Source organism: Microbacterium telephonicum, assembly GCF_003651225.1.
Classification (GTDB): Bacteria; Actinomycetota; Actinomycetes; order Actinomycetales; family Microbacteriaceae; genus Microbacterium; species Microbacterium telephonicum.
The window spans coordinates 468,256-490,998 of sequence record NZ_RCDB01000001.1; the positions used below are offsets into that span (position 1 = coordinate 468,256).

21 protein-coding genes and 2 pseudogenes are annotated in these 22,743 nt (G+C 67.4%); 10 read left to right on the top strand and 13 right to left on the bottom strand.

The features are described 5' to 3' along the window. Nucleotides 1-107: 107 nt before the first annotated feature. Nucleotides 108-3,077: an AAA family ATPase gene (locus C7474_RS02305; RefSeq protein ID WP_241965059.1), complete on the top strand. Its 2,970-nt coding sequence runs from the start codon at nt 108-110 to the stop codon at nt 3,075-3,077. Here C7474_RS02305 and C7474_RS02310 read toward each other — a convergent pair. After that, nucleotides 3,067-3,339 carry a hypothetical protein gene (locus C7474_RS02310; RefSeq protein WP_241965060.1) on the bottom strand — a complete coding sequence of 91 codons (273 nt, stop codon included), beginning with the start codon at nt 3,337-3,339 and terminating at the stop codon, nt 3,067-3,069. The genes C7474_RS02305 and C7474_RS02310 overlap by 11 nt on opposite strands. Nucleotides 3,340-3,501: 162 nt before the next feature. On the opposite strand from C7474_RS02310, the gene C7474_RS02315 reads away from it, so the two are divergent. Beyond that, on the top strand, nt 3,502-3,723 hold the full coding sequence (locus C7474_RS02315; protein WP_241965061.1) for a hypothetical protein: 222 nt from the start codon (nt 3,502-3,504) through the stop codon (nt 3,721-3,723). A 219-nt stretch (nt 3,724-3,942) separates the two neighbouring features. Then, the gene (locus C7474_RS02320; protein ID WP_147436666.1) at nt 3,943-4,257 is read left to right on the top strand and encodes a hypothetical protein; all 315 of its coding nucleotides are present in this window, start codon (nt 3,943-3,945) and stop codon (nt 4,255-4,257) included. Nucleotides 4,258-4,281: 24 nt separating this feature from the next. Here C7474_RS02320 and C7474_RS02325 read toward each other — a convergent pair whose 3' ends face one another. The 12 genes and pseudogenes from C7474_RS02325 to C7474_RS02380 all read right to left on the bottom strand — a co-directional run bounded on the left by C7474_RS02325 (nt 4,282) and on the right by C7474_RS02380 (nt 15,032). Next, entirely contained in the window at nt 4,282-4,497 is a 216-nt protein-coding gene (locus C7474_RS02325; protein ID WP_121057268.1) for a hypothetical protein, read from the bottom strand. A gap of 116 nt (nt 4,498-4,613) precedes the next feature. Continuing rightward, nucleotides 4,614-5,051, bottom strand: coding sequence for a single-stranded DNA-binding protein (locus C7474_RS02330; protein ID WP_121057270.1), 438 nt, complete (start codon nt 5,049-5,051; stop codon nt 4,614-4,616). Between the two features lie 3 nt (nt 5,052-5,054). Continuing rightward, complete coding sequence (locus C7474_RS02335; protein ID WP_121057272.1) at nt 5,055-5,573, bottom strand: hypothetical protein; 519 nt, start codon at nt 5,571-5,573, stop codon at nt 5,055-5,057. Beyond that, on the bottom strand, nt 5,570-6,076 hold the full coding sequence (locus tag C7474_RS15425; protein ID WP_121057274.1) for a TraM recognition domain-containing protein: 507 nt from the start codon (nt 6,074-6,076) through the stop codon (nt 5,570-5,572). Before C7474_RS15425 ends, C7474_RS02335 begins: the two co-directional genes overlap by 4 nt. A gap of 668 nt (nt 6,077-6,744) precedes the next feature. Next, nucleotides 6,745-7,368: pseudogene (locus C7474_RS15430) on the bottom strand (type IV secretory system conjugative DNA transfer family protein); the annotation flags it as partial. A gap of 15 nt (nt 7,369-7,383) precedes the next feature. Beyond that, a complete protein-coding gene (locus C7474_RS02350) occupies nt 7,384-8,757 on the bottom strand; it encodes a ParA family protein (protein WP_121057278.1) in 1,374 nt (457 codons plus the stop codon). Then, complete coding sequence (locus C7474_RS02355) at nt 8,754-10,358, bottom strand: hypothetical protein (RefSeq protein WP_121057280.1); 1,605 nt, start codon at nt 10,356-10,358, stop codon at nt 8,754-8,756. Before C7474_RS02355 ends, C7474_RS02350 begins: the two co-directional genes overlap by 4 nt. After that, the gene (locus C7474_RS02360) at nt 10,358-11,860 is read right to left on the bottom strand and encodes an SCO6880 family protein (protein ID WP_121057282.1); all 1,503 of its coding nucleotides are present in this window, start codon (nt 11,858-11,860) and stop codon (nt 10,358-10,360) included. The genes C7474_RS02355 and C7474_RS02360 overlap by 1 nt, the downstream gene beginning before the upstream one ends. Next, nucleotides 11,857-13,356, bottom strand: coding sequence for a hypothetical protein (locus tag C7474_RS02365; protein ID WP_121057284.1), 1,500 nt, complete (start codon nt 13,354-13,356; stop codon nt 11,857-11,859). Before C7474_RS02365 ends, C7474_RS02360 begins: the two co-directional genes overlap by 4 nt. After that, nucleotides 13,356-13,652 (bottom strand): hypothetical protein, encoded by a 297-nt coding sequence (locus tag C7474_RS02370; protein ID WP_121057286.1) that lies wholly within the window; start codon nt 13,650-13,652, stop codon nt 13,356-13,358. The genes C7474_RS02365 and C7474_RS02370 overlap by 1 nt, the downstream gene beginning before the upstream one ends. 8 nt (nt 13,653-13,660) lie before the next feature. Continuing rightward, nucleotides 13,661-14,218, bottom strand: a complete 558-nt coding sequence (locus C7474_RS02375) for a M23 family metallopeptidase (RefSeq protein ID WP_158597290.1) — start codon at nt 14,216-14,218, stop codon at nt 13,661-13,663. Between the two features lie 67 nt (nt 14,219-14,285). Next, a complete protein-coding gene (locus C7474_RS02380; RefSeq protein ID WP_147436667.1) occupies nt 14,286-15,032 on the bottom strand; it encodes a hypothetical protein in 747 nt (248 codons plus the stop codon). A gap of 358 nt (nt 15,033-15,390) precedes the next feature. On the opposite strand from C7474_RS02380, the gene C7474_RS02385 reads away from it, so the two are divergent. The 7 genes and pseudogenes from C7474_RS02385 (at nt 15,391) to C7474_RS02415 (ending at nt 22,696) form a co-directional block, all read left to right on the top strand. Then, a complete protein-coding gene (locus C7474_RS02385) occupies nt 15,391-15,687 on the top strand; it encodes a helix-turn-helix domain-containing protein (protein WP_121057292.1) in 297 nt (98 codons plus the stop codon). 274 nt (nt 15,688-15,961) lie between these two features. Continuing rightward, nucleotides 15,962-16,354: pseudogene (locus tag C7474_RS02390) on the top strand (SDR family NAD(P)-dependent oxidoreductase); the annotation flags it as partial. A 183-nt stretch (nt 16,355-16,537) separates the two neighbouring features. After that, nucleotides 16,538-17,356 (top strand): class II aldolase/adducin family protein, encoded by an 819-nt coding sequence (locus tag C7474_RS02395; protein WP_121057296.1) that lies wholly within the window; start codon nt 16,538-16,540, stop codon nt 17,354-17,356. 1 nt (nt 17,357) lies between these two features. After that, nucleotides 17,358-18,812: a rhamnulokinase gene (locus C7474_RS02400; RefSeq protein ID WP_121057298.1), complete on the top strand. Its 1,455-nt coding sequence runs from the start codon at nt 17,358-17,360 to the stop codon at nt 18,810-18,812. Nucleotides 18,813-18,870: 58 nt separating this feature from the next. Next, nucleotides 18,871-20,010: a lactaldehyde reductase gene (fucO, locus tag C7474_RS02405; RefSeq protein WP_241965062.1), complete on the top strand. Its 1,140-nt coding sequence runs from the start codon at nt 18,871-18,873 to the stop codon at nt 20,008-20,010. A 719-nt stretch (nt 20,011-20,729) separates the two neighbouring features. Then, nucleotides 20,730-21,308: a hypothetical protein gene (locus C7474_RS02410; protein ID WP_121057302.1), complete on the top strand. Its 579-nt coding sequence runs from the start codon at nt 20,730-20,732 to the stop codon at nt 21,306-21,308. After that, complete coding sequence (locus tag C7474_RS02415) at nt 21,305-22,696, top strand: hypothetical protein (protein ID WP_147436668.1); 1,392 nt, start codon at nt 21,305-21,307, stop codon at nt 22,694-22,696. Before C7474_RS02410 ends, C7474_RS02415 begins: the two co-directional genes overlap by 4 nt. Nucleotides 22,697-22,743: the final 47 nt, after the last annotated feature.

Sequence of the window (22,743 nt, forward strand, 5' to 3'; positions counted from 1 at the left end):
CCCGCGTCGAGCTCGCTGACATCGACCAGCAAAGGAACCAGCAATGCACGCAGGCACTTTCTGTGTATCCGTGGCGCGGATATGCGGATTGAGCGTATGGTGGGCGCATGCGCGGCGGGCTGGAGCGCTGGAAGCGCGGGGTTGATTCGCACGGGGTGCGGTCGGCGATGGCGTACGCGCTGGAGGGCTCGTGTGATGCGTCGATGCGGTTGTCGAGCGGGGTGGAGGCGCTTGCCGCTTACAGCGACTCCACGGAACGGACGGTCACACGGTTCGCGGTCACGGAGGGGTTGATCGTCTCGGACGAGCTCACCCGCGAGCAGCTGACTCAGTGGGTGGATGGGTTCGATCCGGAGTCGGGGACGCGGCGTGGGCGTGACCTGTCGTCGCCGCAGGCGGACCTGCTTCTGGACGGGACGATCAATGCGCCGAAGTCGTTCAGCCTGGTGGCGCTGCTGCATGAGGATTTGGCGGCGGAGTTCGAGGCGTTGCAAGACCGCCTTCGCGATCGCGTGATTCGGATCTGGCAGCGCGAGCTGAACGCGCGCCGCGGCGCCGGTGGGCGGTTCCGTGAGGGCATCCACCGGCTAGAGGTGGTCGAGCTGCAGCACCGGCGATCGCGTGCCCTGGACCCTCACATTCATCGGCATCTGTGGCTGAGCGTGAAGGTGCAGGGACGAGACGGCGCGTGGTCGAATGTCGACTCCAGGGTCGCGATGAAGCTGCACACGTTGATCAACGCGGAGGGTGAGCTCGCGGCGCGCACCGATCCTGAGTGGGTGAGTGCGTTGGCGCGGCACGGTTACACGCTCGATGCGGCGGGTGAGGTTGCGGAGGTCGCGCATGCGGTGCGGCCGTTGTCGCGGCGGGCGAATCAGATCGAGGCGAACCGTGCGGTGAAGCTCGCCGGGTGGCGTGCGGCGCATCCTGGTCAGGAGCCGGACTGGGAGGTGCTGCGGCAGATCGACCGGTTCGCTTGGTCGAAGGACCGGCCGGCGAAACCGCAGTACGTTGACGAGGATGACTGGGCCCAGCTCATCCGCGATGAAATCGCGGCGATCGATCCGATGCTGCTCGAGGACGCTCGGCGTGCCGCGGGGGAGAGCGTCCTGGCGCGACTGGATCGTGAGTTGCTGATGATGATGGCGCTGGTGGATGCGGACCAGCGTTCGTCTGCGTCGGGAGGCCGCTTCAGCATGGTCGATGTCCGCGCCGGTGCCACGCGCGCCGTTGCCGCCTCCGGGATCGTTGCGACTCGAGACGCACTGCAACCGCTGATCGATGACGTCGTTGCGGGCGCACTTGCGGAGGTCGTCGACCTGCTGGGCGCGGATCCGGATCGCCCGCAGCATGTGAAGGCGTTCATGGCTCGCCACACCGCCGAGCTGAAGATCGAGTTGGCGGCGCGGTTCGACCGGCTGAACGAGGCCGGCACCGACCTCACCCCCGACGTGGTCGGGATGGTCTCGGACACGGTCGTGACGGATGCCCTCGATCAGGGGCAGGTCGACGCGGCGCGGGTGATCGCCGGCACCAACCGGCTGGTGACCGTGACCGGTCCTGCTGGGGCGGGGAAGACAACGATGCTCCGCGTTGCCAGTGAAGCGCTGCGGCTGCAACGGCGCCGTATGGTGGTCGTCGCTCCTACGAAGAAGGCCGCCTCGGTCGCCGCCCGCGAGATCGGCGCGACCGCCTCCAGCCTCCACGCGTTGCTCGCCGACTACGGCTGGCGGTGGGGATATGACGACGCCGGCATGGAGCAGTGGACCCGGGCATCCGTCGGCGACGTCGAAGAGCTGGGTGTCTACGCGGGGCCGCGCCGTTACCCATTGCGACCAGGGGATCGGATCGTGATCGACGAGGCGGGCATGGTCGACCTGCACACGGCGCGCGCGCTGGCGATCGTCGCCGAGGAGACCGGCGCGCAACTGGCGATGGTGGGCGACCACCTGCAAGCCCTACCGGTCGGGCACTCGGGAGCGATGGGATGCATGGCCCGTCGCAGCGGCGCGGTAGTGGAACTGAAGGCCGTCCACCGATTCCGAGATCCCGAGTATGCGGCGCTGACTCTCCGGCTTCGGGAGCCGGCGTCGCGCGAGGAAGCCGTCCTGGTTGCGCAGCAGCTCGAGGCGCGCGGCGAAGTATCCGTGGTGACCCACGCCGGTGCGGCACGCCAGATGATGGTGGACCGGTACTTCCAAGCGACGGACACGCATCAGCGCATCGCGCTCGTGACGGCCACCAACGACGAAGCTGACGCCATCAACGACGCCATCCAACAGCGGCGCCTCGACCGCGGCGAACTCACCCTGGATTCGATCGCGGTCGGCATGGACGAACAGCGCATCCTCGTCGGCGACACCGTACAGACCCGCCGCAACGACACCGCCTTCGACGTCGAGAACCGCGCCATCTGGACCGTAGCCGCCATCGACGCGACGACTCTGACGCTCCAGAACCCGGCGGATCCTCTCGATGTCCGCATCGTCACACCGGACTACGCCGCCGATCACCTCCACCTCGCCTACGCGTCAACCGTGCACGGCGTCCAAGGCGAGACCACCGATCTCGGCGTCGTTGGGCCCGGCGTCGGAGCTGCGGGGCTCTATGTCGGGATGACCCGTGGACGCCACCGCAACGAGGCGATCGTTCTGGTCTCACCCCACCAGGTACCGGTAGACGTCCTCGCCGACATGATGATGCGAGGCGCTCCCGAGATCACCCTCGACGACTCCCAACGTGCCGCCCGCGCCGAACTGGGGCGCGCGGCCCACGATCCCGTCGAGAGCGAACTCGCCCATCTGGGCGCCTGGATCAGCGACGCCACGGCTGCCCTCGCCGCTGCCGACGCCCACGCCGCCTCCGCCGATGCGCTCAGCCACGCCCGCACTGCCTACGCGGTGGCACCGGACGTGGCGGACAGGGAGGCGCTGCGTGTGCTGCTGTCCTCCCGGCGCGAAGCGGCGGAGAACCTGTGTGCGCGCTTGCTCAACCCGGCGCCCATCGCGTCGGAGCCACCGCCACCCGCAGTGAGCGTGGCGCCGACGCCCAGCCGCAGCGGAGGGCTCAGCCGGTAGCGAAGTCCCTCACGGCACCGCGCCACACCCAGCAACGCTGCTCCTGATCCTCGACGAGGAACCGGATCGCGACGGCGCGGTCAGTCCACCTGCAGGCCTCAGCATCGACCTCCGCCGATGCCGGCCCAAACCGCACCCAGGCCCGTACCTTGGACGGTTGCGGATCGATGGTCACCGGCGTCCGATCCAACTGCAGCTCCTCGGCCGTCAGTGTCTGCAGGGGCCCGGAATGAGCGATGCGTCCGAGGATGCGCTTGTCCATGTCGCGGTCGACCGAGGCGGCATAGCGGCGACTCGTCCCCATCTCCCACGCTCCGATCTCGCCCCGCCCAGAGTCGCTCCGAGCACTATCGAGTGTAGAAGTAATGTTCTACACTCGATAGCCATGGTTCAAGTGCATGTAGAACACGATCTCACCTTATGGATGGACGACGACATCCCGACTCGGATGTTCTATGCCGGCCGACGTTGGCAAGTCACCGACATGCCGACCCGGATCCGCGACAGCGTGTGGGCTACTGAACCGGGCACCGGCCGCGGGTTCTACGGGTGGCGATTCCAGGCGACGGACGAGACGGGGGAGAGCTTCGTGTTCGACGTTTACCCGGGCGCGGAGGGCTGGCACGTTCACCACTGCTACGCGTGAGAGAGCCGCGACGGAGCCCTGCGATTGAGCGATGCGGACTCGCGGGTGCGGGAGCGCAGAGGTGCCTGTGAGTTCGGCCGGGGTCGTCGCCGGCCCCGATAGGTTGGCCGCGTGAAGAACCCACGTCCTCTGTTGGCCTTGAGCATCGCGGTTGCGTCCCTCGTCGCTCTGACCGGATGTTCGATCAACGCGCTGGTGTGGGGGTCCGATGGTGCACGCGTGATCGACACCACCGAGCAGCTGATCGCCGCGGCTGACGCTAGCTGTCAAGACGCTCTCGCCTGCGAAGATACGGCGGCCGTGTTCGGTGATGCGGGAGTGTGGGAAGGGCTCAGCGCGGGTGAGCCGGAGCAGTCCGATCCGGAGACGGTCATTGATGCGCCGGGGGTGGACGCGACATGGAGAATCAACCTCGAGGGGCTATCGGCGAGTGCGCTTTCCGGTGAGGAGGTCCCGACGGATGTCCTCTATCGAGAGACCGAGGCCGGCTTGTGCGTGGCCGACGTCATCTGGCAGACGATCGAGGTGCGCTGAAGCCCGTCGCTGATCGCCGACGGTTCAGGCCGGAAAGTAGTCGGTGGGGGCGGTGGTGGCGCCGAGGATGACGGCGATGACGGTGCCGATGGCCAGGAGAGCGCCGCTCGTGAGGGTGTGGCGCAGTGCCGCGCGGGGGTGGAATGTGATGACTGCGGCGAGGGCCGCGATGAGCTGGACGGCAAGTGCGAGGCAGATGAACGCGAGGATGCCGACTGCGGCGCTCACGGGGATGTTCATGGGGTCCTTCTTCGGTGTTCGTCACGGTGGCCGGTGGTCGCCGGCGTGGGGTGGGATCGACGGGGTGGGCGGGCGAGAGTAGCCTGTGACTCTCGCCCGCCCTGGTGTGTTCCGGATCAGCGGGTGAGCGAGGAGTCGGCGTATCGCGTCGGTTCTGCTACCGGCCCCGTTGCAGCGGGGCCGTTAGCTTTTGGGGCGCGGTCGATTCCGACGTTGGTGAACTTCAGCGAGGCGCCGACGTTGTCGGCGACGATGTCGCGGGTTTCGCGGCTGTTGCCGGTCTCCTTGTCGACGTAGGTGCCGAACCGAAGTTCGCCGGCGACGACGACCGAGTCTCCCTTGCGGAGGGACGCGGCGACGTGGCTGGCTTGCTGGTTGAACACGACCACACGGTGGAAGACGGTGCCGGCGTCTTCCCACAGGCGGGTGATCTCGTTGAGGCGGCGGTCGTTGACGGCGACGGTGAACCGCGTCCACCGGCCGGCGTCGGCTTGGCCGTGCTCGGGGTCGCCGGTGAGGTTTCCCTCGATCGTGACCGGGATCTTGGTCGACATTGCTCATTTCCTTTCATCAGGGGCGACCGGTGCGGCGCCCGGGTGAGCGTGGGACTGGGTGACCCACGCGGTCCATTTGTCCATGTCGGTGCCGTCCCGCAAGTAGCGGGGTGTGGGGGCGTGGTGCTCGCGAGTGCATCCGCCGCCGACTCGAGTGATGCGGGGCATCGCATTGGCGACCAGTTGCAGGAAGGTCGAGGGCCCTTCGCCGTGGTTGCTGGGATCGAGATAGAGGAGCCTGGCCGCCCGGAGCGCAGAGAGCTCCTCAACGAGGGGACGGTGTTGCCACCAACAATTGGGGACGACGCTGGTGGGGATGTCGAAGGAGAAGACGAACCACTCGGTGAACGCGAACAGAGCGGCCCATTCGATGGGTGCGCGGTCATCGGTGAGGGTCTGCCAATCCACGACGCGTGAGGCGTACTGGGTGGGATCGAGGCCCGGGTTAGGGCCGCGGCGTGGGCCGCTGGCGACCTCTCGGGCGATGCCGCCGACGACTGCGGCGTTCGGATCGTTGGTCATGATTCCGCCTCCTCGGCAATGGGGATCGGGGTCGGCCTCCCGAAGGTCGCCAGTTGCTCTTGCTCGGTGGTGGCCTTGCCGGACTTGATCTCCCTGGCGTCGCGGCGACGGTCCCAGCCGGTGAGGTCCAGGAGCACGCTGCGTCGGTTCCGGTAGGCGAGGAGCCCGACCTCCGGCGGCATCCGGCGGATCTCGTCGACCGACATCAGCGGGAGCCGTTCGTTGAGGAGGGTGGTGTTGTGTCCGGCGCGGTCGGTGGACCATGACTTCTGCTGCCGGCGGGTGTCGCGGGAGCCGAGGAGTGCTTCGATGTCGCGAAGATGGGTGACGTGGGACGCGCCGCCGAGGATGACTTTCGCGGTCGCGGCCGCCCAGATGGTGTCCGCTTCGGCACGCGACCACGCGGTCTCAGCCTGGGAGAGGGCTTGGAGGACGACGAAGGTGCAGATGCCGCGGCCGCCGCCATCGGCCATGGTGCGGGGGAGGTTCGCCCATCTGAACATGTTCGCGATCTCATCGAGGTCAGCCCGAGCGGATGCGGCAGTCGGGATCCGGGGGAGGCGAGCGCGCGGGTGCGGGCGACTTCGACGATGTTGTCCAGGAGGGCGCTGATCCAGCCGCCCATCGCCGTCGATCCGGCGGCGGACCCGATCAGGTAGAGCGTGTTGGGGCCGCTGAGGAAGTCGACAGGGTCGAACACCCGGTCCCCGGGTCGCGGGCTGAGGCTGTCCCGTACCTGCGGCACCGCCAGCGGCGCTACCGCGCCTTGTACACCGAACCAAATAGAGGAGAGCAGCTTCTCGTCACCGTTGATGGTCGCTTGTAGACTCTCGGCCCAACCCGGTGCTCCGCTGTCACGGAGATAGTCGACGGCGGTCGTGCCGGCGGCGTGCGGGCTGGATCCCCACTCGTAGAGATCGTCCACGCTCCCGCCTCCGACTGCGGCGGCGTGCAGTAGCCGGCTGAGGATGATTCCGGCCGCTTGCGCCCATTCTTCGTTCTGGCTGCTGCGTCCCAGGGCGGTACCGGTCACGATCGCCATGCCACGCTGGGTGGCGATCAGCGGGTCCTCGCAGCCGGCGATCAGGTCGATGCGGAGGGTATCGCGGATGCCGGAGAGCCCCTGTGGGTCGAAGACGTACACGTCGCCACGCTGCTGCCTCATCCGCATCGTCGCGGTCAGGTTGTCGTTCGTGGTGGAGGTGGTGACGAGGGGCCCGGACCAGTCGAGGATCGCTGAGATCAGCACCCGGTACCCCTTGCCCGACCGTGGCGGTCCCTCGAGGGCGACCGAGTCTTCTATGGACACGTACACGTCCATTCCGCGGGAGGCGCCTACCCGCCAGCCGACGTCGGTGGCGTTCGGTGCGGTCATGTCTCGGCGCAGCTGCGGGGCGCGACGCAGCGCCGCCTTCGCCGACAGGTGCCGGCGGATCTCCGCCGACGTCGCGAACCCGGGCCGGACGCGAAGGTCCGCGATGAACGCCTGATCCGACTCCTGATACCGGGCGTACCAAACCCACGCCGCGATCACGCCCGCGACGATCAGTACGATCGCCACAAGATCCGCTATCCGGATCGCCGCAACCGGGAGCGGGCATGCGTCGTTCGGGACGTAGGTATCGGGGTCGCCCGTGAAGGCGAGCCAGAGGGGGGAGAACAGCATGTCGGGTTCGGCGGGCGACCCGCAGGCGATGAGGGTGACCAGGGCGGTGACGGCGGCGAGCCCGAGGCTGAGGACGACGGCGATCGCGATGCCGATGGCGATGGCTTTGCCGATGGCTGCTTCGTTCATCACGGCCTCCCGGGGTTAGAGGGTGTCGGTTGCGGTGGCGGCGACGCGGAGCCAGGCGTCGCGGGTGGTGGAGCGGAGGTTCTCGAAGCGGAGGGGCCCGGATTTGAGGGCGGGGTCGAAGGGGATGGTTTCGACGGCGCGGACGTGGGGGGTGAAGCCGGCGGCGATGTCGCGGACGTGGGCGGCGTCGTGGGGTTCTGCTTGGGTGACGACGACGATCGCGTCATCGGCGAGGTCGCGGGAGGCGTTGCTGCGGTCGCGGAGGGCTTCGAGGAGCAGTAGGGCGGATTCGGCGGATTCGGGTGAGGCGAGGGTGGGGATGACGAGCTGCCTCGTGGAGTCGATCATGCGGATCCACCGGTCGGAGGATTCGTCGTTGCCGGAGTCGAAGACGACGAGCCGGTAGAAGCGGGCGGCGACTTTCATGAGGAGGTCGAACTGGTCGGTGCCGAGGCGTTGGTCGGCGGCGAGGAGTTCGGGGTTGGAGCGGAGCACGTCGTACCGGTCCGCGCCCTGGTGATGCACGTATCGGGTGATGTCGGAGACGCCGGTGTGCGGGTCGAGGAGGGTGTGGGCGGCGGGGAGTAGGTCGCGGATGGTGGTGTCATAGAGGCCGGGTTCGGTGCGCCAGCCGAGGGTGCCGCGGGTGTCGTTGTTGTCCCAGGCGAGGACGTTGCCGCCGCCGTGGCGGGCGTAGACGGCGGCGAGCATCGCGGTCGTCATCGTCTTCCCGACGCCGCCTTTGCCGTTGACGACGGCGATGGTGCGGCATCCCGCCCACTGCCGCGACACCATCCGCTCCCACTCGCTCCGGGCGAGCTCGTACGGGGACGGGCCGACGCGGAGCCCGATGCGGGCGAAGAACCCGCGCCACCCGGTCGCGGCGGGTGGAGTTTCGGTGGTTGGGGTGATGAAGGAGACACGTTCGGCCGGAGCTCGGGAGCTGCGGCGGCTCAACTGCCCGCCGACCGTTGCCGTCAGCCCGGCTGCGGCGTCTGGAACTTCAGGGGTCCGGCCCTCCGGGAGCACCGGAGTCGGGGACTCCCGGAGCTCGGTAGTGCGTGACTCCGGCACGTCGGTGGTCGGGGCCTCGAGGTCGGGGTCGTCGAACTCGGCGAGCCTGACCTCGGTCACGGACGCGGGGTCGGTGAGGGGGGTGAGGGTGCCGTCGGTTTGGACGAGGAGGTGGTGGCGGCCGTGGTCGCCGCTGGTGACGAGTTCGACGGGGTTGCCGGTGCGGCGGGCGTCGTCGGTGGCGTGTTTGAGGATCGCGATACGGATGTCGGTGACGTCGTGGACGGTGTGGCGGGTGCCGTCGGCGCCGGTGTAGAGGGCGGTGGGGCCGGTGACGGTCGCGAACGCCCGCGCGTGTGACGAGCTGGTGGTCATGACAGTTCCTTCCAGGAGGTGAGCCACCCGTCCAGCTCCGCGTCGACTCGGTCGGTGGTTTCGCTGGTGGGTGTGGGCCAGAGGGTGTCGAGGTCGGCGGGTGGGGTGGTGTCGGTGTCGCGGACGGGGGTGGTGAGGGCGTCGTCGGTTTGGAACAGGTCGTACTCCCACGGTGTGGAGGTCGCGAAGCAGTCGACGAGGTACGCGTACTGCCCGACATATGCGAGGAACTCGCCCTTCCGCAGCTGCCTGGCCATGTCGACGTGGGGTGCGGGCATGTTCAGCCGGGTGCGGAGTGCGTGTTGTTCTTGGGTGTTGGAGCGGAAGATGAACTTGTTCTCGATGTCGGCGGCGATCGAGTAGGCGAGGTTGCGTTCTTGGGAGTCGGCGTCGCCGACGGCGTCGAGGTCGCCCATCTTGTGGAGGATGACGATGTTGCTGATCCCGTAATGGCGGGACAGTTTCAGCCACTGCTGGTACATCTGCAGCGACGCGAGCGAGGTCATGTCCCGCCACCCTTCTTCGCGGATGACGTACCGGGTGCGGTGCGCGGACCGGTCCGACACGACCGCCTGGATCCACGCCGTCGTGCACACCTGCGTGAGCTGCGCGACCAGATCCCCGCGGGCGAACAGTTCGGAGGTGTCGACGACGACGATGGGGGCTTGGTCGTCGAACGACACCGTGGACTCGTCTTCGAACAGCCCGGACAGGTCCCCGTCGACGAACCGGCGCAGCACGAACCGCGGCTGGACGGCCGCCTCGGCGAGCCGGAAGTCACCGGTCGCGTCCGCGGCGATCACCCCGAGCTGTTCATACACGCCGCGGAGGGTGGGGCGGTCGCCGGTGGCGGTGATGCACCGGTGGAGGGCTTCGTGGATGACGGCGTGTTCGACGGCGGTGAGCCTCGTGCCGCCGAGGGTCATCTGCACGAGGGAGATGAGGGTGGCGATGCGACGCTGTTTCACCATCTGCTCGTGCTGCTCGTCGGTGGTGCCGGTGCGGCGGGGTCCGCGGTCGAGGGGGTTGAGACGTGCAGTTGTGCCGCCGCCGAGACGGATGACGGTGCCGCCGGGGATCGCGTCGGCGACGACCACCCATTCCCCTTTCGCATCCGAGGGGACGACGGCCTGGTGTCCGAACGCGAGCGACCGGGTCACGAGCGTCTTCACCGTCGCGCTCTTTCCGGACCGGTATGCGCCGAGGACGAGGATGTTGGTGGAGAACGTGCCCCGGTCGGTGGTGTCGGCGTACGACTCCCAGGGCGAGAAGTGCCAGAGGGCGTCGGCGTTGAGGTCGACGCCGATGATGGGGCCGCGGTGGCCGAGGCCGCCGTCGGCGACGAACGGGTAGATCCCCGCCAGATGCTGCGACGTCGCCTGATGCACCGGCACCCCCACCTTCGCCAGATTCCAGTACCCACCCGCGCTGATCCCGGGACCGAACGGGCCCGCAACGGCGGGCTCGGGAAGAGATCGTTCTTTGCGGGTGCGGTGGGGTGTGGTGTCGGTGCGTTCACCGGTGCGGGTCTGCTGGTGCAGGGCGCGGCGGTCCTTCCGGGAAAGTCCACCGGGTTCGAAGGAGAACGAGGAGCGGCCCATCACCGCATCCCCAACCCGACGGGCAGCGCGTTGACCATGAGCGCTTCGGCTTGCTGGCAGTACAGGATCTGCCCCTCCATCCCGGCGCGCGACAGCGCGTTGCGGGCACCGGCGATCGCCGCATCCAGCTGTTCCTCGGTGGGGGCGGTGATGGTGAGGTAGCCGCCGTACCGGAACTCGCCGTGACCTTCGACGATCTCCTGCTCCTGCTTCTCCAACGCGTCCCAGTCCGCCGCGTCCGCCGCCGACCCGTCCGCACCCCGCTTCGCGCGGAGGTGCTCGTTACCGCGCCACACCTTCTTCTCATCCCGGATCCGCTTCAGCGCCCGATTCACCGGCACCGGGGTCAGAACGATCGAGAAGATATGGGAGACCGCTTCGCCCGTGCCGGGGTGGCGGGCGAACACCAACGGCGACACGAACCCGACCGGAGCGTCCGAACGCGGCCATTCGTGGATCCACATCGTCGAATGCGCACCCGAATCGGTGAGCACGACACCATTGCGGCCTTTCGGTTCCTCCAGATACATGGGGCCGATCCCGGCCGGGTCGACGCCCTCCTGAAGCGCGCCGGTGCGGTTCTGCACGGTCGCGGCGAAGTCCGGGTCGAACGCCACCCGAGCGAGGGCGGCGACCTGACGCGGGTTCAGCCAGGACCGCACCCGGATGCGGGCGGCGTGGAGCGCGTCGGCGAGGTTGCCGGCTTCGATGGTCGCGAGGGTGATGATCGCGTCGCGCCCGCCACCGAGGGACTTCAGCTGTGCGCCGAGGGCGACGAGATCGAGGGTGAAGGTGAGGTAGTTGCGGTGCGCGACCGCGAACCGCTCCGACCGGTCCATCACCGCCGCATAGTTCGCCGCGACGGGGGAGTCTCCGTCGAGGTGCTGGCGGGTGCGGACCGTGTCGTAGTGGTCGCGGGCGGGGCGGATCGTGGTGGGCAGGGTCCGCTCCTGCAACGTCACCCGCTTTACCCCCGGCCGCTGCGTGAACGACGCCAGCACCCGCGACCACTGCTGGGCGAGGTCGTACCGTTCGGGGGAGTCGTGCATCAAGAACCCCTGCACCTCGAGCTCCGCCGTCACCGACACAGTCCGGTCGTGCGGGTTGTACACGCACGCCATCCCGCCCGACTCCCACAACTGGATCGACGCCCGCACCCCCGGCAGGTTCAACGTCCCCTCCAGCCGAGGTGCCTCAGGCCGGAACTTCTGCTCCGTCGCACCCGCGACATGTCGCAGCTGCTTCATCACCCACAGGCCCGCCATCTTCGGCGCCGACACCCCATGCCAGGTCGCGACCGACGCGCCACCCAGCAGCAGGTAGAGAGGGGCGGTGTAAACGAGGCCGAGGGGTCCGAACCGGTTCACCCCGATCAGCACCGTCGCCGCCGCGGCGGCAAGGAACGCCAACTGCCACGGGTCCATCCCGAGCACGATGCCCTGCCGGGACCGGCGGGGAAGACGCACCGGACGGTGCGGGTCAGAGGCGGTCGTGCTGCTCATGGGGTTCTCCTTCCACCAGGCCGAACCGGCGGAGACGACGACGAAGGCGCGGATGCGGGCCGCGGCGCGGGCGGCGCCGCACTACGGATCGGGGTCGGCGACGGAGCTGAACCCTGAGGGGTAGGTCCACCTGTCGGCCCGCCGGTCGCGGCCGGCCCAGTCGGACGTCCAATTGCCGGCGCGCCAGCTCCGGCCACGCCCGACGATTGGGCCCCGGCCATAGGCGCACTAGGTCGGGGTGCCGATGCGCTGCCGCTGCGGGAGGCGATGCCGGCGGGCGTCGCGCCCAGCCGGGTCGGGATCGCGATCGCAGTGTGGCCGCCGCTGCGCGCCATCCGACCGGCGTGGGAGAGGGCGCCAGATCCGACGCCGTCGGCGGCGACGGCGCCGACGAAGCTGAACAGCCCGAAGATCGCGAACGGCGCGAACGCGACCAGCACCAGCCCCACCAGCAGCGGCCAGGACTGCGGATCCCATATCGTCGACACCCCCGCCAGTCCATTCACGATCAACGTCACGAACCCGATCGTCAGCGGGCCGGTCAGGAGGAGGACCACGACGGCGGACACGTATCGGACCACCCACTGCGGGCCGATGCCGCGGACGGGGAAGATCATCCACGCGACGGGGCCCACCATGATCAGCGCGGCAAGGACGATGTTCCGGAACGCGAACACCAGCATCAGCAGCAGCATCGAGACCATCAGCAGCCCGTGGATCAGGAATCCGAAGAAGTAGTTCGCCGACCCACCTGCCCACATCACCTTCTGCAGTGTCGCGAACAACTCCCACGGGCCCTCGCGATTCATCACGTACCAGGTCAGCTCGTCGACACTGTTGAGCACGTGCCCCGTAACCCAGAGGGTGAGTGGGACGGCGGGGATCGCGATGAAGCAGCGCACGACCGCGCCAACCAGCTCGGACCGGTCACCGGACACGACGGCTGCCGTGACTGCCCAGACCATCGCGATGAACAGCACGATCAGCACGGCCCAATTCCAGAACGACCACTCACCGACGGCCGCGGACCACAACGTCGTCGACGTGTCGAACCTCATCGCGTCCGCGACGGTGAACATCATCCCCATCGCCGCTAGCGCGATGCCGCGACCGGCGTTCTCGAAGGTCACGCACACGACGTCACCGATCGAGCATCCATAAGCCACCGTCGCGGGTTTACCTCCGGCCGATTGGATTGCCTGAGCATGACCCTCGTAGGTGGTGCACACCGTGGTCTTGGCGCCGCCCACGATCACGCCGAGATAGCAGGAGAGAGCCTTGACGTCCGACGGCTTCTCAGGCGTGCAGGTGATCTGATTGCTGGTTTCGCGGCAGGTGACGGGGTAGGCGGGTGCGGACCAGGTCTGTCCGGTGACGTCGACTGCGGCCGGGCGGGGCGACGTCGCCTCGGCGGCGTGGGCGGTGGTGGGCGCGCCGATGCCGGCCAGCAGGCCGAGCAGGATCCCGAGGATCAGGGTGGCGCGCCGGGTGTTCATCAGAATCCGAAGTCGAAGTTGATGAACCACTGGAACAGGCCGGATGCGGCGCCGACGACCGCGCAGGCGATGAAGATCCACATGATGTTCTCGCCCGCCCAGGTCCGCATCCGATCGGACGCGAGTCCGCGGAAGGCGAGTGAGCAGCCGGCGAGGATCAGCATGATCAGCAGCACGATCAGCGCTGTCGCGAGAACGTACGAGGCGATCACTTGCACGCCTTGTAGCCATGGTGCGCTGAAGTCGGGATCGATGTCGGGGACGTCGACATCCAGTGGATGGATCGAGTGGAACATGGGATCTCCTATCTCAGGGGGAGGCCGAGGGTGGCCATGAACGGTTCGGGGTCGATCGCGACCCCACGCACTTGCACCTCGTAATGCAGGTGACAGCCCGACGACTTGCCGGTCGACCCCTCCAACCCGAGGACGGTCCCGGCGGTCACCTGTTGACCGACTCCGACCAGCAGCGAATCCCACTGCATATGGCCGTAGAGGGTGACGACCCCGCCGCCGTGGTCGATGCGGACGGTGTTGCCCCACCCCGGCATCGGGCCGGCGTTGATCACCCGGCCGGGACCGGCCGCGTAGATGGGGGCACCGCAGGGCTGGTCCATGTCGTATCCGAAGTGGTTCGCGGGGCAGATCGCGCAGTTCTTCACCGGGTGGTACCCGAACCCGCGACCCGTCGAATACGACCCGGCCAGCGGATATCCCCAGTCGCCGACCACCGTCGGCATCGCCGCATCCGTCCCCGCGGCTTTGACCGTGAGGTCGGTGGTCGCCGAACCCGCGAGGGCGAGCGGGACCATCACGAGCGGCGCGAGGATCAGCCCGCACAGCAGCGCGAGACACAGCAGCACCGCGGTGACTGCTTTCCGGCCGGTCCTCGTGTTCGCGAGGGCAGTGACTGCGGCCGGGGCTCCCATCTCAGCCCTCCACAGGCTCCGTGAAGTACCGCACCACCTTGCAGTCCCCAGCCCGCTGGGGAGAATCCGGAGTCGGCACCGACTCCGGACCACACAGCACCTGCACGCTCACGCGCACCTGCTCCGTGTACGACGACTCGGCCCCAGAACCGTCCGTCTGCGTGAACACCATCTCCACATCCGCAGTCCCGATGCGCATGTCCCCCGACGCGTCCTCCGGCGCCGCCGACAACACCACATCCCCCGGAACAGACCCCGCCACACGCCCCGTCTGCGACGCCATCTGATCCCACATCTCCTGCGGAAACACCACCGCATGCCGCAACTCCAGCTGCGCAGCAGCGAGCTCATCCTGGCGGTCGGTCTGGCTCGCGTATCGAGTGTCAGGGGTGAACCAGGTATCGAGATAACCGACCCACTCATCGCGGGACGACAGCGTTGTGTCCAGTGTCGTAACCGCCGACAACGCGGCACGCACGTACTCCTCCGCGTCTGTCGTCACCGGCTCCGGAACCCACCCCGACTCTGAGGCGGACGAATCCACAACGGCACCGCCCGGCTCGACCGGACTCGAGGACGGCGTCCCGGACGGGGGAGTCGCCGTGCCGCTGTCGGGAGCGGTCGGGGAGGGTGAAGGGCTACCGATCGCCACGTTCACGATCAGCGCCACAATGCCGGCCAGGAGCACGACGCCGCCGACGATCGCCCACACCAGACCCGCGCGGCGAGGACCCTGACGAGACATCATCTCGAGTCCTCCCTACCGTCGCGCCGCCACTGAACCCGGCCGCTTCCGTCGTGATGGGGCCCGATGCTAGCCACGGCACCAACGATGGTGCAGGACAGATCGGCACGTCTGTGGATAACTCTCGAGATCCCAGACGCGGTAGGAGAGAAACCATACGACCGGGAAGAAACCCAGTCTGTAGGCCATTCGGGGGACAGCGTGACGCCGCCGCGAGGTGCGGTGCGAGGAACGCTGGCCGTTGACATGAGTGGATACTACAGCGCTACACTTCCGATGTGTACCCCTAAATTATCCACTTTGCTGGACGAGCGCACCCGGCACGGGAGACAATGATCCCGTGCCTCGATACACCCGCCCCGTGAACAGCGAACACGCGGAGGACCCCATCGACGCTCTCGGCAACCGGGTCAGAGCCATGATCATCGGCTACCTGCGCGAACACCCCGACGCCACCCGCGCGGAGATCGCCGCTGCGCTCGACATCATCCCGCCGACGGTGTCCAAGGCCCTCGTTAAGCTAATCGAGCACGAGCTCGTGGTCGCCGATCCTCCACGCGAGGTCGCAACGCGCGGGCAGTGGGTGCGGTATCGGGTCAACGCTCCCGCCGTCAGTGAGCTCTATCTGCAGCTGGGTCAGGTCATCGGCGAGGTGTAGCGCCGCCCAGACTCTGAAGTCTGATTGGTGCGCGTCGCTCAACGGGCGCCCATTGCCCAACGCCTAAACGCGAGGCCCATTCCCAATCCGTTGTGGCCCGTTCAGAAGCGTTCGTCACCGCGCAAGCGTTCAGGGACGGCAAAGGTGCTTGCCACGGACTGGGTGCGCCCGGTGGCGCTTGATTCGACAATCCCCTCGAGCACGTCGATGACGTGGCACGCCATATCGGCCGATTCCACGCGTAGTCAGGGACCTTGCGAGGGTTGAACACGTACTTCGAGAGGACCGTCGTGACGGTGCGGCGATCGTCAACACTGCGTCGGTAGCCGCCACGAACGGTCTCCCGAACCGCGCTCTATACAGCGCGACGAAGGGGGCGGTCATCGCGCTCACCCATGCGATGGCCGCTGATCACCTATCCGATGGCATCCGCGTCAACGCCGTCGCACCAGGTAGGGCCGACACGCCCTGGGTGCTGCGCCTCCTCTCCGCCTCGGATGACCTTGTCGCCACCACGGCGAACCTGCGTGGACGGCAGCCGATGGGGCGGCTCGTCACCGCAGAGGAGGTCGCCTTCGCCATTTCGAATCTCGCCTCGCCTCTCGCCGGATCGACGACGAGAACCGTGTTCACCGTCGACGGGGGACTGACAACGCTGCGCAAGTGAGGGTGCACGTTGGTCGTCGCGCGATGACGCCTTCCTGGAAACGATGAGTGCACGGTCGAGTGTGATTTGATCCGGCCCGCGGCGTCCTCACAGTCGGTGCGCTGCGCCAGCATGGTTGAAACGATTCAGCATTCGGGCTGCACGCAACCACTGGCGCAAGCCCCCGTGAAAGGACAACCGGCGATGACGACGCGACCGACGATCGAGGAGTATCTCGCGAACATGGGTGCCGGTGGCGCCCGGATCTGCGAGATCGACGCGAGCGAGGCCGGTGCCGGCAACATCTCGATCTGCGTCGACGAGCTACCGCGGGTGCGGGAGGTGTTTCCGATCTCGGAGCGCATCCAGCTGCCCCTGCCCGCCCACAATCTCGCCGGCCGCACTCTGCTGGTGACCGGGTCGGGACGCCGGCTGCGGCAGATCTCCGAGGACCCGGTGGCCGCGATCGGCGCGGTGATCGTGGACGCGGACGGTGTCCACGCGGAGATGCTCACGAGCCCGCGGCGCGCGTTCGAGAAGCTGACGAGCGAGTTCAACTCCCACCTGGGCGTGCACGACGACCAGGTGGGACGGCGGAACCTGCCGTTCCACGCGGTGGTGCATGCGCAGCCGCCGCACCTGACGCACCTGAGCCACATTCCGGCGTACCGGTCGGACCGGGCGATGAACACGGCGATCCTGCGGTGGGAGCCGGAGTCGATCGTCGCGCTGTCGCAGGGCATCGGGGTGCTGGAGTTCATGGTCCCCGGCTCGCCGCAGTTGATGGAGGCGAACGTGGCCCGGCTGCGGGAGTTCGAGATCGTGCTGTGGTCCAAGCACGGCACCATGTCCCGCTCCGACGTGTCGGTCACCCGCGCGGTCGACCGGGTCGAGTATGCCGAGACCGGCGCGAAGTACGAGTACATGAACGTGCTCGCCGGTGGGAAGGGCGAGGGACTGCTGCCGGAGGAGATCCGCGCCGTCGCCGACGCGTTCGGCATCCAGTCGCCCTGGCTGTCCTGACATGATCGCCGCCAGCGTCGTCGCCGTCGACCTCGGAGCCACCAGCGGACGCGTCGTCCTCGGACACGTGGACACGAACCGGCTGGGCCTCGACCTCGTGCACCGTTTCGCGAACACGCCCGTCCCGGTGTGGGACGGGCTGCGGTGGAACATCCTCGGCCTGTATGGGGAGGTGCTCACCGGCATCCGCGACGCCCTGTCGCGCGAACCGGGGGCGCGGTCGATCGGCGTCGACAGCTGGGCGGTCGACTATGCCCTGATCCGGGGCGACCGGGTGCTGGGAAACCCGTTCCACTACCGTGACACACGCACCGCGCGCGGCGTGGACCGGGTGCACGCCCGCATCCCCCACAGCGAGCTGTACCGGCGCAACGGTCTGCAGTACTTGCCGTTCACCACCGCCTACCAACTGGCGACCGAACCGCAGGAGATGCTCGGCCTCGCCGACCGGATGCTGCTGATCCCCGACCTGATCGGATACTGGCTCACCGGACGCCAGCGCGCCGAGATCACCAACGCCTCCACCACCGGGCTGCTGCCCCTCGGCGCCGACGAGTGGGACCGGGACCTGCTGGAGCGGCTCGGCATCCCCACCCACCTCACCCCGCCTCTGATCGCACCCGGGGAGACACTCGGTGCCCTTGCGGGGGACACCGCCGCCCACGTGGGAGCGACGGGGGAGCTGCCGGTGGTCGCAGTCGGCTCCCACGACACCGCATCCGCCGTCGTCGCGATCCCGATGACCGACCCGGCCACCGCCGCCTACATCTCCTGCGGCACGTGGGGACTGGTCGGGCTCGAACTCGAGCGTCCGGTCGTCACCGACACGGCTAGGGAGGCCGGGTTCACGAACGAACGCGGCGTGGACGGACGCACCCGGTTCCTCCACAACGTGATGGGGCTCTGGCTGCTCAGCGAAAGTGTGCGGCAGTGGGAGCGCGAGTCCGGACGGCAGGTGCAGCTGTCCGAACTGCTCGCCTGCGCCGCACTCGTCCCGGCAGACCGGACTGCGGTGTTCGACGTCGACGACCCCGCCTTCGCCGCGCCCGGCGACATCCCCGCCCGCATCGCCGCCTGGTACGCCGACCGGGACCTGCCCGCCCCGGCCAGCCGGCCCGAGTTCGTGCGGGCCATCATAGAAAGCCTCGCCGACGCATTCGCCCGCGGCATCGCCGCCGCCGCCGACCTCACCGGCCGCACCGTGGCCACCATCCACCTCGTCGGCGGCGGCTCCCTCAACACCCTGCTGTGTCAGCGCACCGCCGGCCGTGCCGGCATCCCCGTGATCGCCGGACCCGTCGAGGCCACCGCGCTCGGCAACGTGCTCATCCAGGCCCGCGCCATCGGCGCTGTCCCCGCGGATGCCGACCTCGAAAGCCTGCGCGGCCTGGTCGCCGCGACCCAACCGCAACGGCAGTACCTCCCACAGCCGCAGCACGCGCGGCTCACCTCCTGAACCACCGCCGACGCCGACCCGGCGCCACCCGACGAAAGGAAACACAATGGTCAATCGCATGGTCTGGAACCAGATGGCGTACTTCGGAGGAGGCTCGATCACCGTCATCCCCGACGAGATCGCCCGCCGCGGCTACACCAAAGCGCTCGTCGTCACCGACCCCGGCCTGCTCACCGCCGGCACCGTCGACAACGTCACCGCGCTGCTGGACGCCGCACAGTTCCCGTACGAGGTGTACGCGGAGGTGGTCCCCAACCCGACCATCGAGAACGTGCAGCGCGGGGTCGAGGTGCTCGCCGCATCCGGCGCCGACGTGCTCATCGCCGTCGGTGGGGGCTCCCCGCAGGACACCTGCAAAGCGATCGGGATCATCACCCGCAACCCCGAGTTCGCCGACGTCCGCTCCCTGGAAGGCGTCGCACCCACCAAGAACCCGTCGGTGCCGATCATCGCCATCCCCACCACCGCCGGCACCGCCTCCGAGACCACGATCAACTACGTCATCACCGACGTGCAGAGCCAGCGCAAGTTCGTCTGCGTCGACCCGCACGACATCCCCCTGCTCGCCATCGTCGACCCCGAGATGATGTCCGGCGCACCCCGCGGCCTCAAGGCGGCGACCGGCCTGGACGCCCTCACCCACGCGATCGAGGGATACACCACCGCCGCCGCGTGGGAACTGTCCGACATGTTCCACCTGAAGGCGATCCAGCTCATCGCCGGCAACCTCCGCGCCGCCGTCGACGGCGACCCGCACGCCATGGAGCAGATGGCCCTCGCCCAGTACATCGCCGGCATGGGCTACTCCAACGTCGGCCTCGGCCTCGTCCACGCCATGGCCCACCCCCTCGGCGCGTTCTACTCCGCCCCCCACGGCGTCGCCAACGGCATCCTCCTCGCCCCGATCATGGCCTTCAACGCCGACGCGACCGGCGAAAAGTTCCGCGACATCGCCGCCGCGTTCGGCGTCAAAGACGCCGCCACCATGCCCCTCCACGCCGCCCGCGAAGCCGCCGTCACCGCCGTCGCCACACTCGTCGACGACCTCGGCAGCCCCACCACCCTCCGCGACGTCGGCGCGAACGAGGACGACCTCGCCGCCCTCGCCCAAGCCGCATACGACGACGTCTGCCGCGGCGGCAACCCCCGCGATGTCGACACCGCCCAGATCCAGGAGCTCTATACGGCCGTGTACTGACCCCCGCCTCTCGATCTTGGGGGCGTAGCGTTGCAGGTGCGGCGCCCCCACGATCGACTGAATCGCTCTATCGGGGCATCGGCGCGCATCACTCGGAGGTTGCGTCCCATTTGCGTCCGGGCGAGCAACGGTAAGGCGAACTCAACGTCAGTGCGGAACCAAGGAATCCGCGGAAACACGCGGCTGACGCAGGTAAACGTAGGCGAGTCTCGTCTCGGAGACCGGGTTCAAATCCCTCCGTCTCCGCCATTATTTGTCCTGATCAGAGGCTAATTCATCGCCGCTCTGGGCGGGGATGCGTCCGATTTGCGTCTCGTAGTTGACGCAGAGTAGACGCATGCGACTTGGGGTGCGGCTATCGCCGAAGTGAAAAGGCCGATCAGAAGCGCATTCCGATCGAAGAGACGGAGGGATTCAGCCCCTCCGTCTCCCACGCGAGGCGCCAGCGGTGGGAGCCTCAGAGCTGGGCGCAAGAGCGACGGCCATCGGGCAATCATCCGAGCGGGATATACGTGCAGTTACCCACTTAGCCCGGCAGCGTCGCGGAGCATGCCGGCTTCGCGAACGCTGATCCACCCTTTTCTCAGTAGCCGTGTCGCGATCCGCGAGGACCGGTGTCGATGGTTCGCGAGAGAGTGAGGATGTTCCGAGGTCGGCAGCAGCTGTCCAATAGAGTTAGCGAACCTCGTCATAGGAGGCGATTCCCCGTTGGAGGTTCCGTGGCGCTGCGCGCTGAATCCGCTCACGAAGAGGGACGTAAAGGCGTCTTCCGTACTAAGCGGTGGCTCGAAAGTACAACGCACATCGAGCTGAACTTCGACGCCTACGACTGGGCGTCCGAGTGCACCCTTAGCTGCCTGGATGGAGGACTACAGACGTTTGATCTTAAAGGTCACATCTACCAGTCGAAGTCCATGCTCTATGTAGAGAACAAGTCCTACACCTCCGTCGGCAGCCAGGCGAAGGACTACCAAGACTTCCTTGCGATCGCATACAGCGCGACGGCGGCGGAGATCTCCCGCACTCAGGACCCCCGGTGGCAGTTTATGTGGGTTACGACTTACCCATTTGCACAGAAGAAGTGGCTGAAGCTGACCAAGCGATCCCAGATCAAGGCGGCACTTGAGGCGGATACGACGGGACTGCTCAACGGCAAACCGATCGACGAAGAGGTATTGGATCTGATGGCTAACAGGGTGTGGCTGCTGGTCTACAACAAGCGACAGGAAGAGTTCACGTTGACTCCGAAGGAACTCAACATGATCGAGGCGAAGTTGAACCGGAAGGGCAAAGCATGACCATCGATGTTCAGGACGAAGCGCCCGTTGTGTCAGCCGTACGTCAGGCCAGAGCATATTCACGGTCGGCCGATGTGATCGATGGCGTGAAGACGGCTGTGATCGATGAGCTCAAGCGCCTCGACCCGACCCTCAAGATCAAGAAGACCGACTACTTCAATCACAGTTATGCGCCGGACCTCGTTGCTGTTTGGCGGGAGGCAGGTCGAGAGCAGGAGCGCCGGATTTTCATCCGCGGATCGCTGTCCAGTGTTGTTGCTGCTGAGGACGTGCAGTCGCTGGCCGACCAGGAGCCGCTGCTGATTGGGCTGGGCGACGAGAAGAAGAAGGTGCTCGCTGATCTGCGCAAGCAGCTACCGGCCTCGACGCGGACACTGGCAACCGAGGTGTCCGCTACTTCCCGCATCCCCACGCTGACGCGGGACGAACAGCGGGATACGCAACTGTCGGGGCTGGTACGAGCAAACATCGTTCGCGGCGGCAGAGGTCTCCTCAATGATAAGGCCGCGGATCGAATCATCGCCGTCGAGGAAGATGAACCGCGCGAAGCTCTGAAGGCGTTTCAAACCACCGTTCGCCAGTTGTTCACCGGGGCGACCGCCGAGCGCTTGAATCGGACTGCTGGTCTCCTGAAGGAGTTTTTTGAGGAGCATCCTAGTCAGCAGACGTTGGGGCTGTTGCGTGCGGAACCTCTTCTCGATAGTGAGCTACGAGTCGTGCTGCCATATGTCTTGCGTCGCGCAAGCGAGGTGAAGTCCTCGGAGGTCTGGGAGGCGCTCGCGTCGATGCTGACCCTCGAGCGCCTCGAATCGATGTCTCCTTCTCTGGCTGACCTTGATCTGACACCGATTGTCGCGCGCGCCACGAAGTCAATGACGGCTGGCCGTTCGGCACTATTCCCGAACACGGAAGTGGCGAACGACGAAGACGCCGAGCTGCCACCGTCGTGGAAGGTTCGAAGCGGCCGTCTTGTGGCCGATGTGCATCGTTGGGCGCTTTGGATGGGAACCGACGCCCGCAAAATCCGGGCGCGCGACGACGGTACGGACGCCCGCTGGGATGAACTTGCGGCGCCCCTGCGTGCTTTCGATCTCACGGCCATTGAGCTTCATGGACTCACCCGTCAGCTGTCGGTCGGCAACGAGAATCCTGACACGCTCCGCGAAGATGTTGAGCGGATCCGCGGAACTATCGAGGACGACTTCCATGTCGCGGCAGTCACCGTTCGAGAGAAGGGCAATGCGGACGCCGGTGAGGTGAAGGTTGAGTTCGAGGGTGCGGTCGGGACTGGGAAGGCGACGGTGGACTTCCATATCCGCGCTGCTTCGCTTCTGGCCGTTCGACGTCCTCTTACAGACGAGGACATCGTGACACTCACAGGCGATTAGCACGGTCCGATCCAATGGCGCAGAGATGCCCTCGCGGCAGGGCCGTT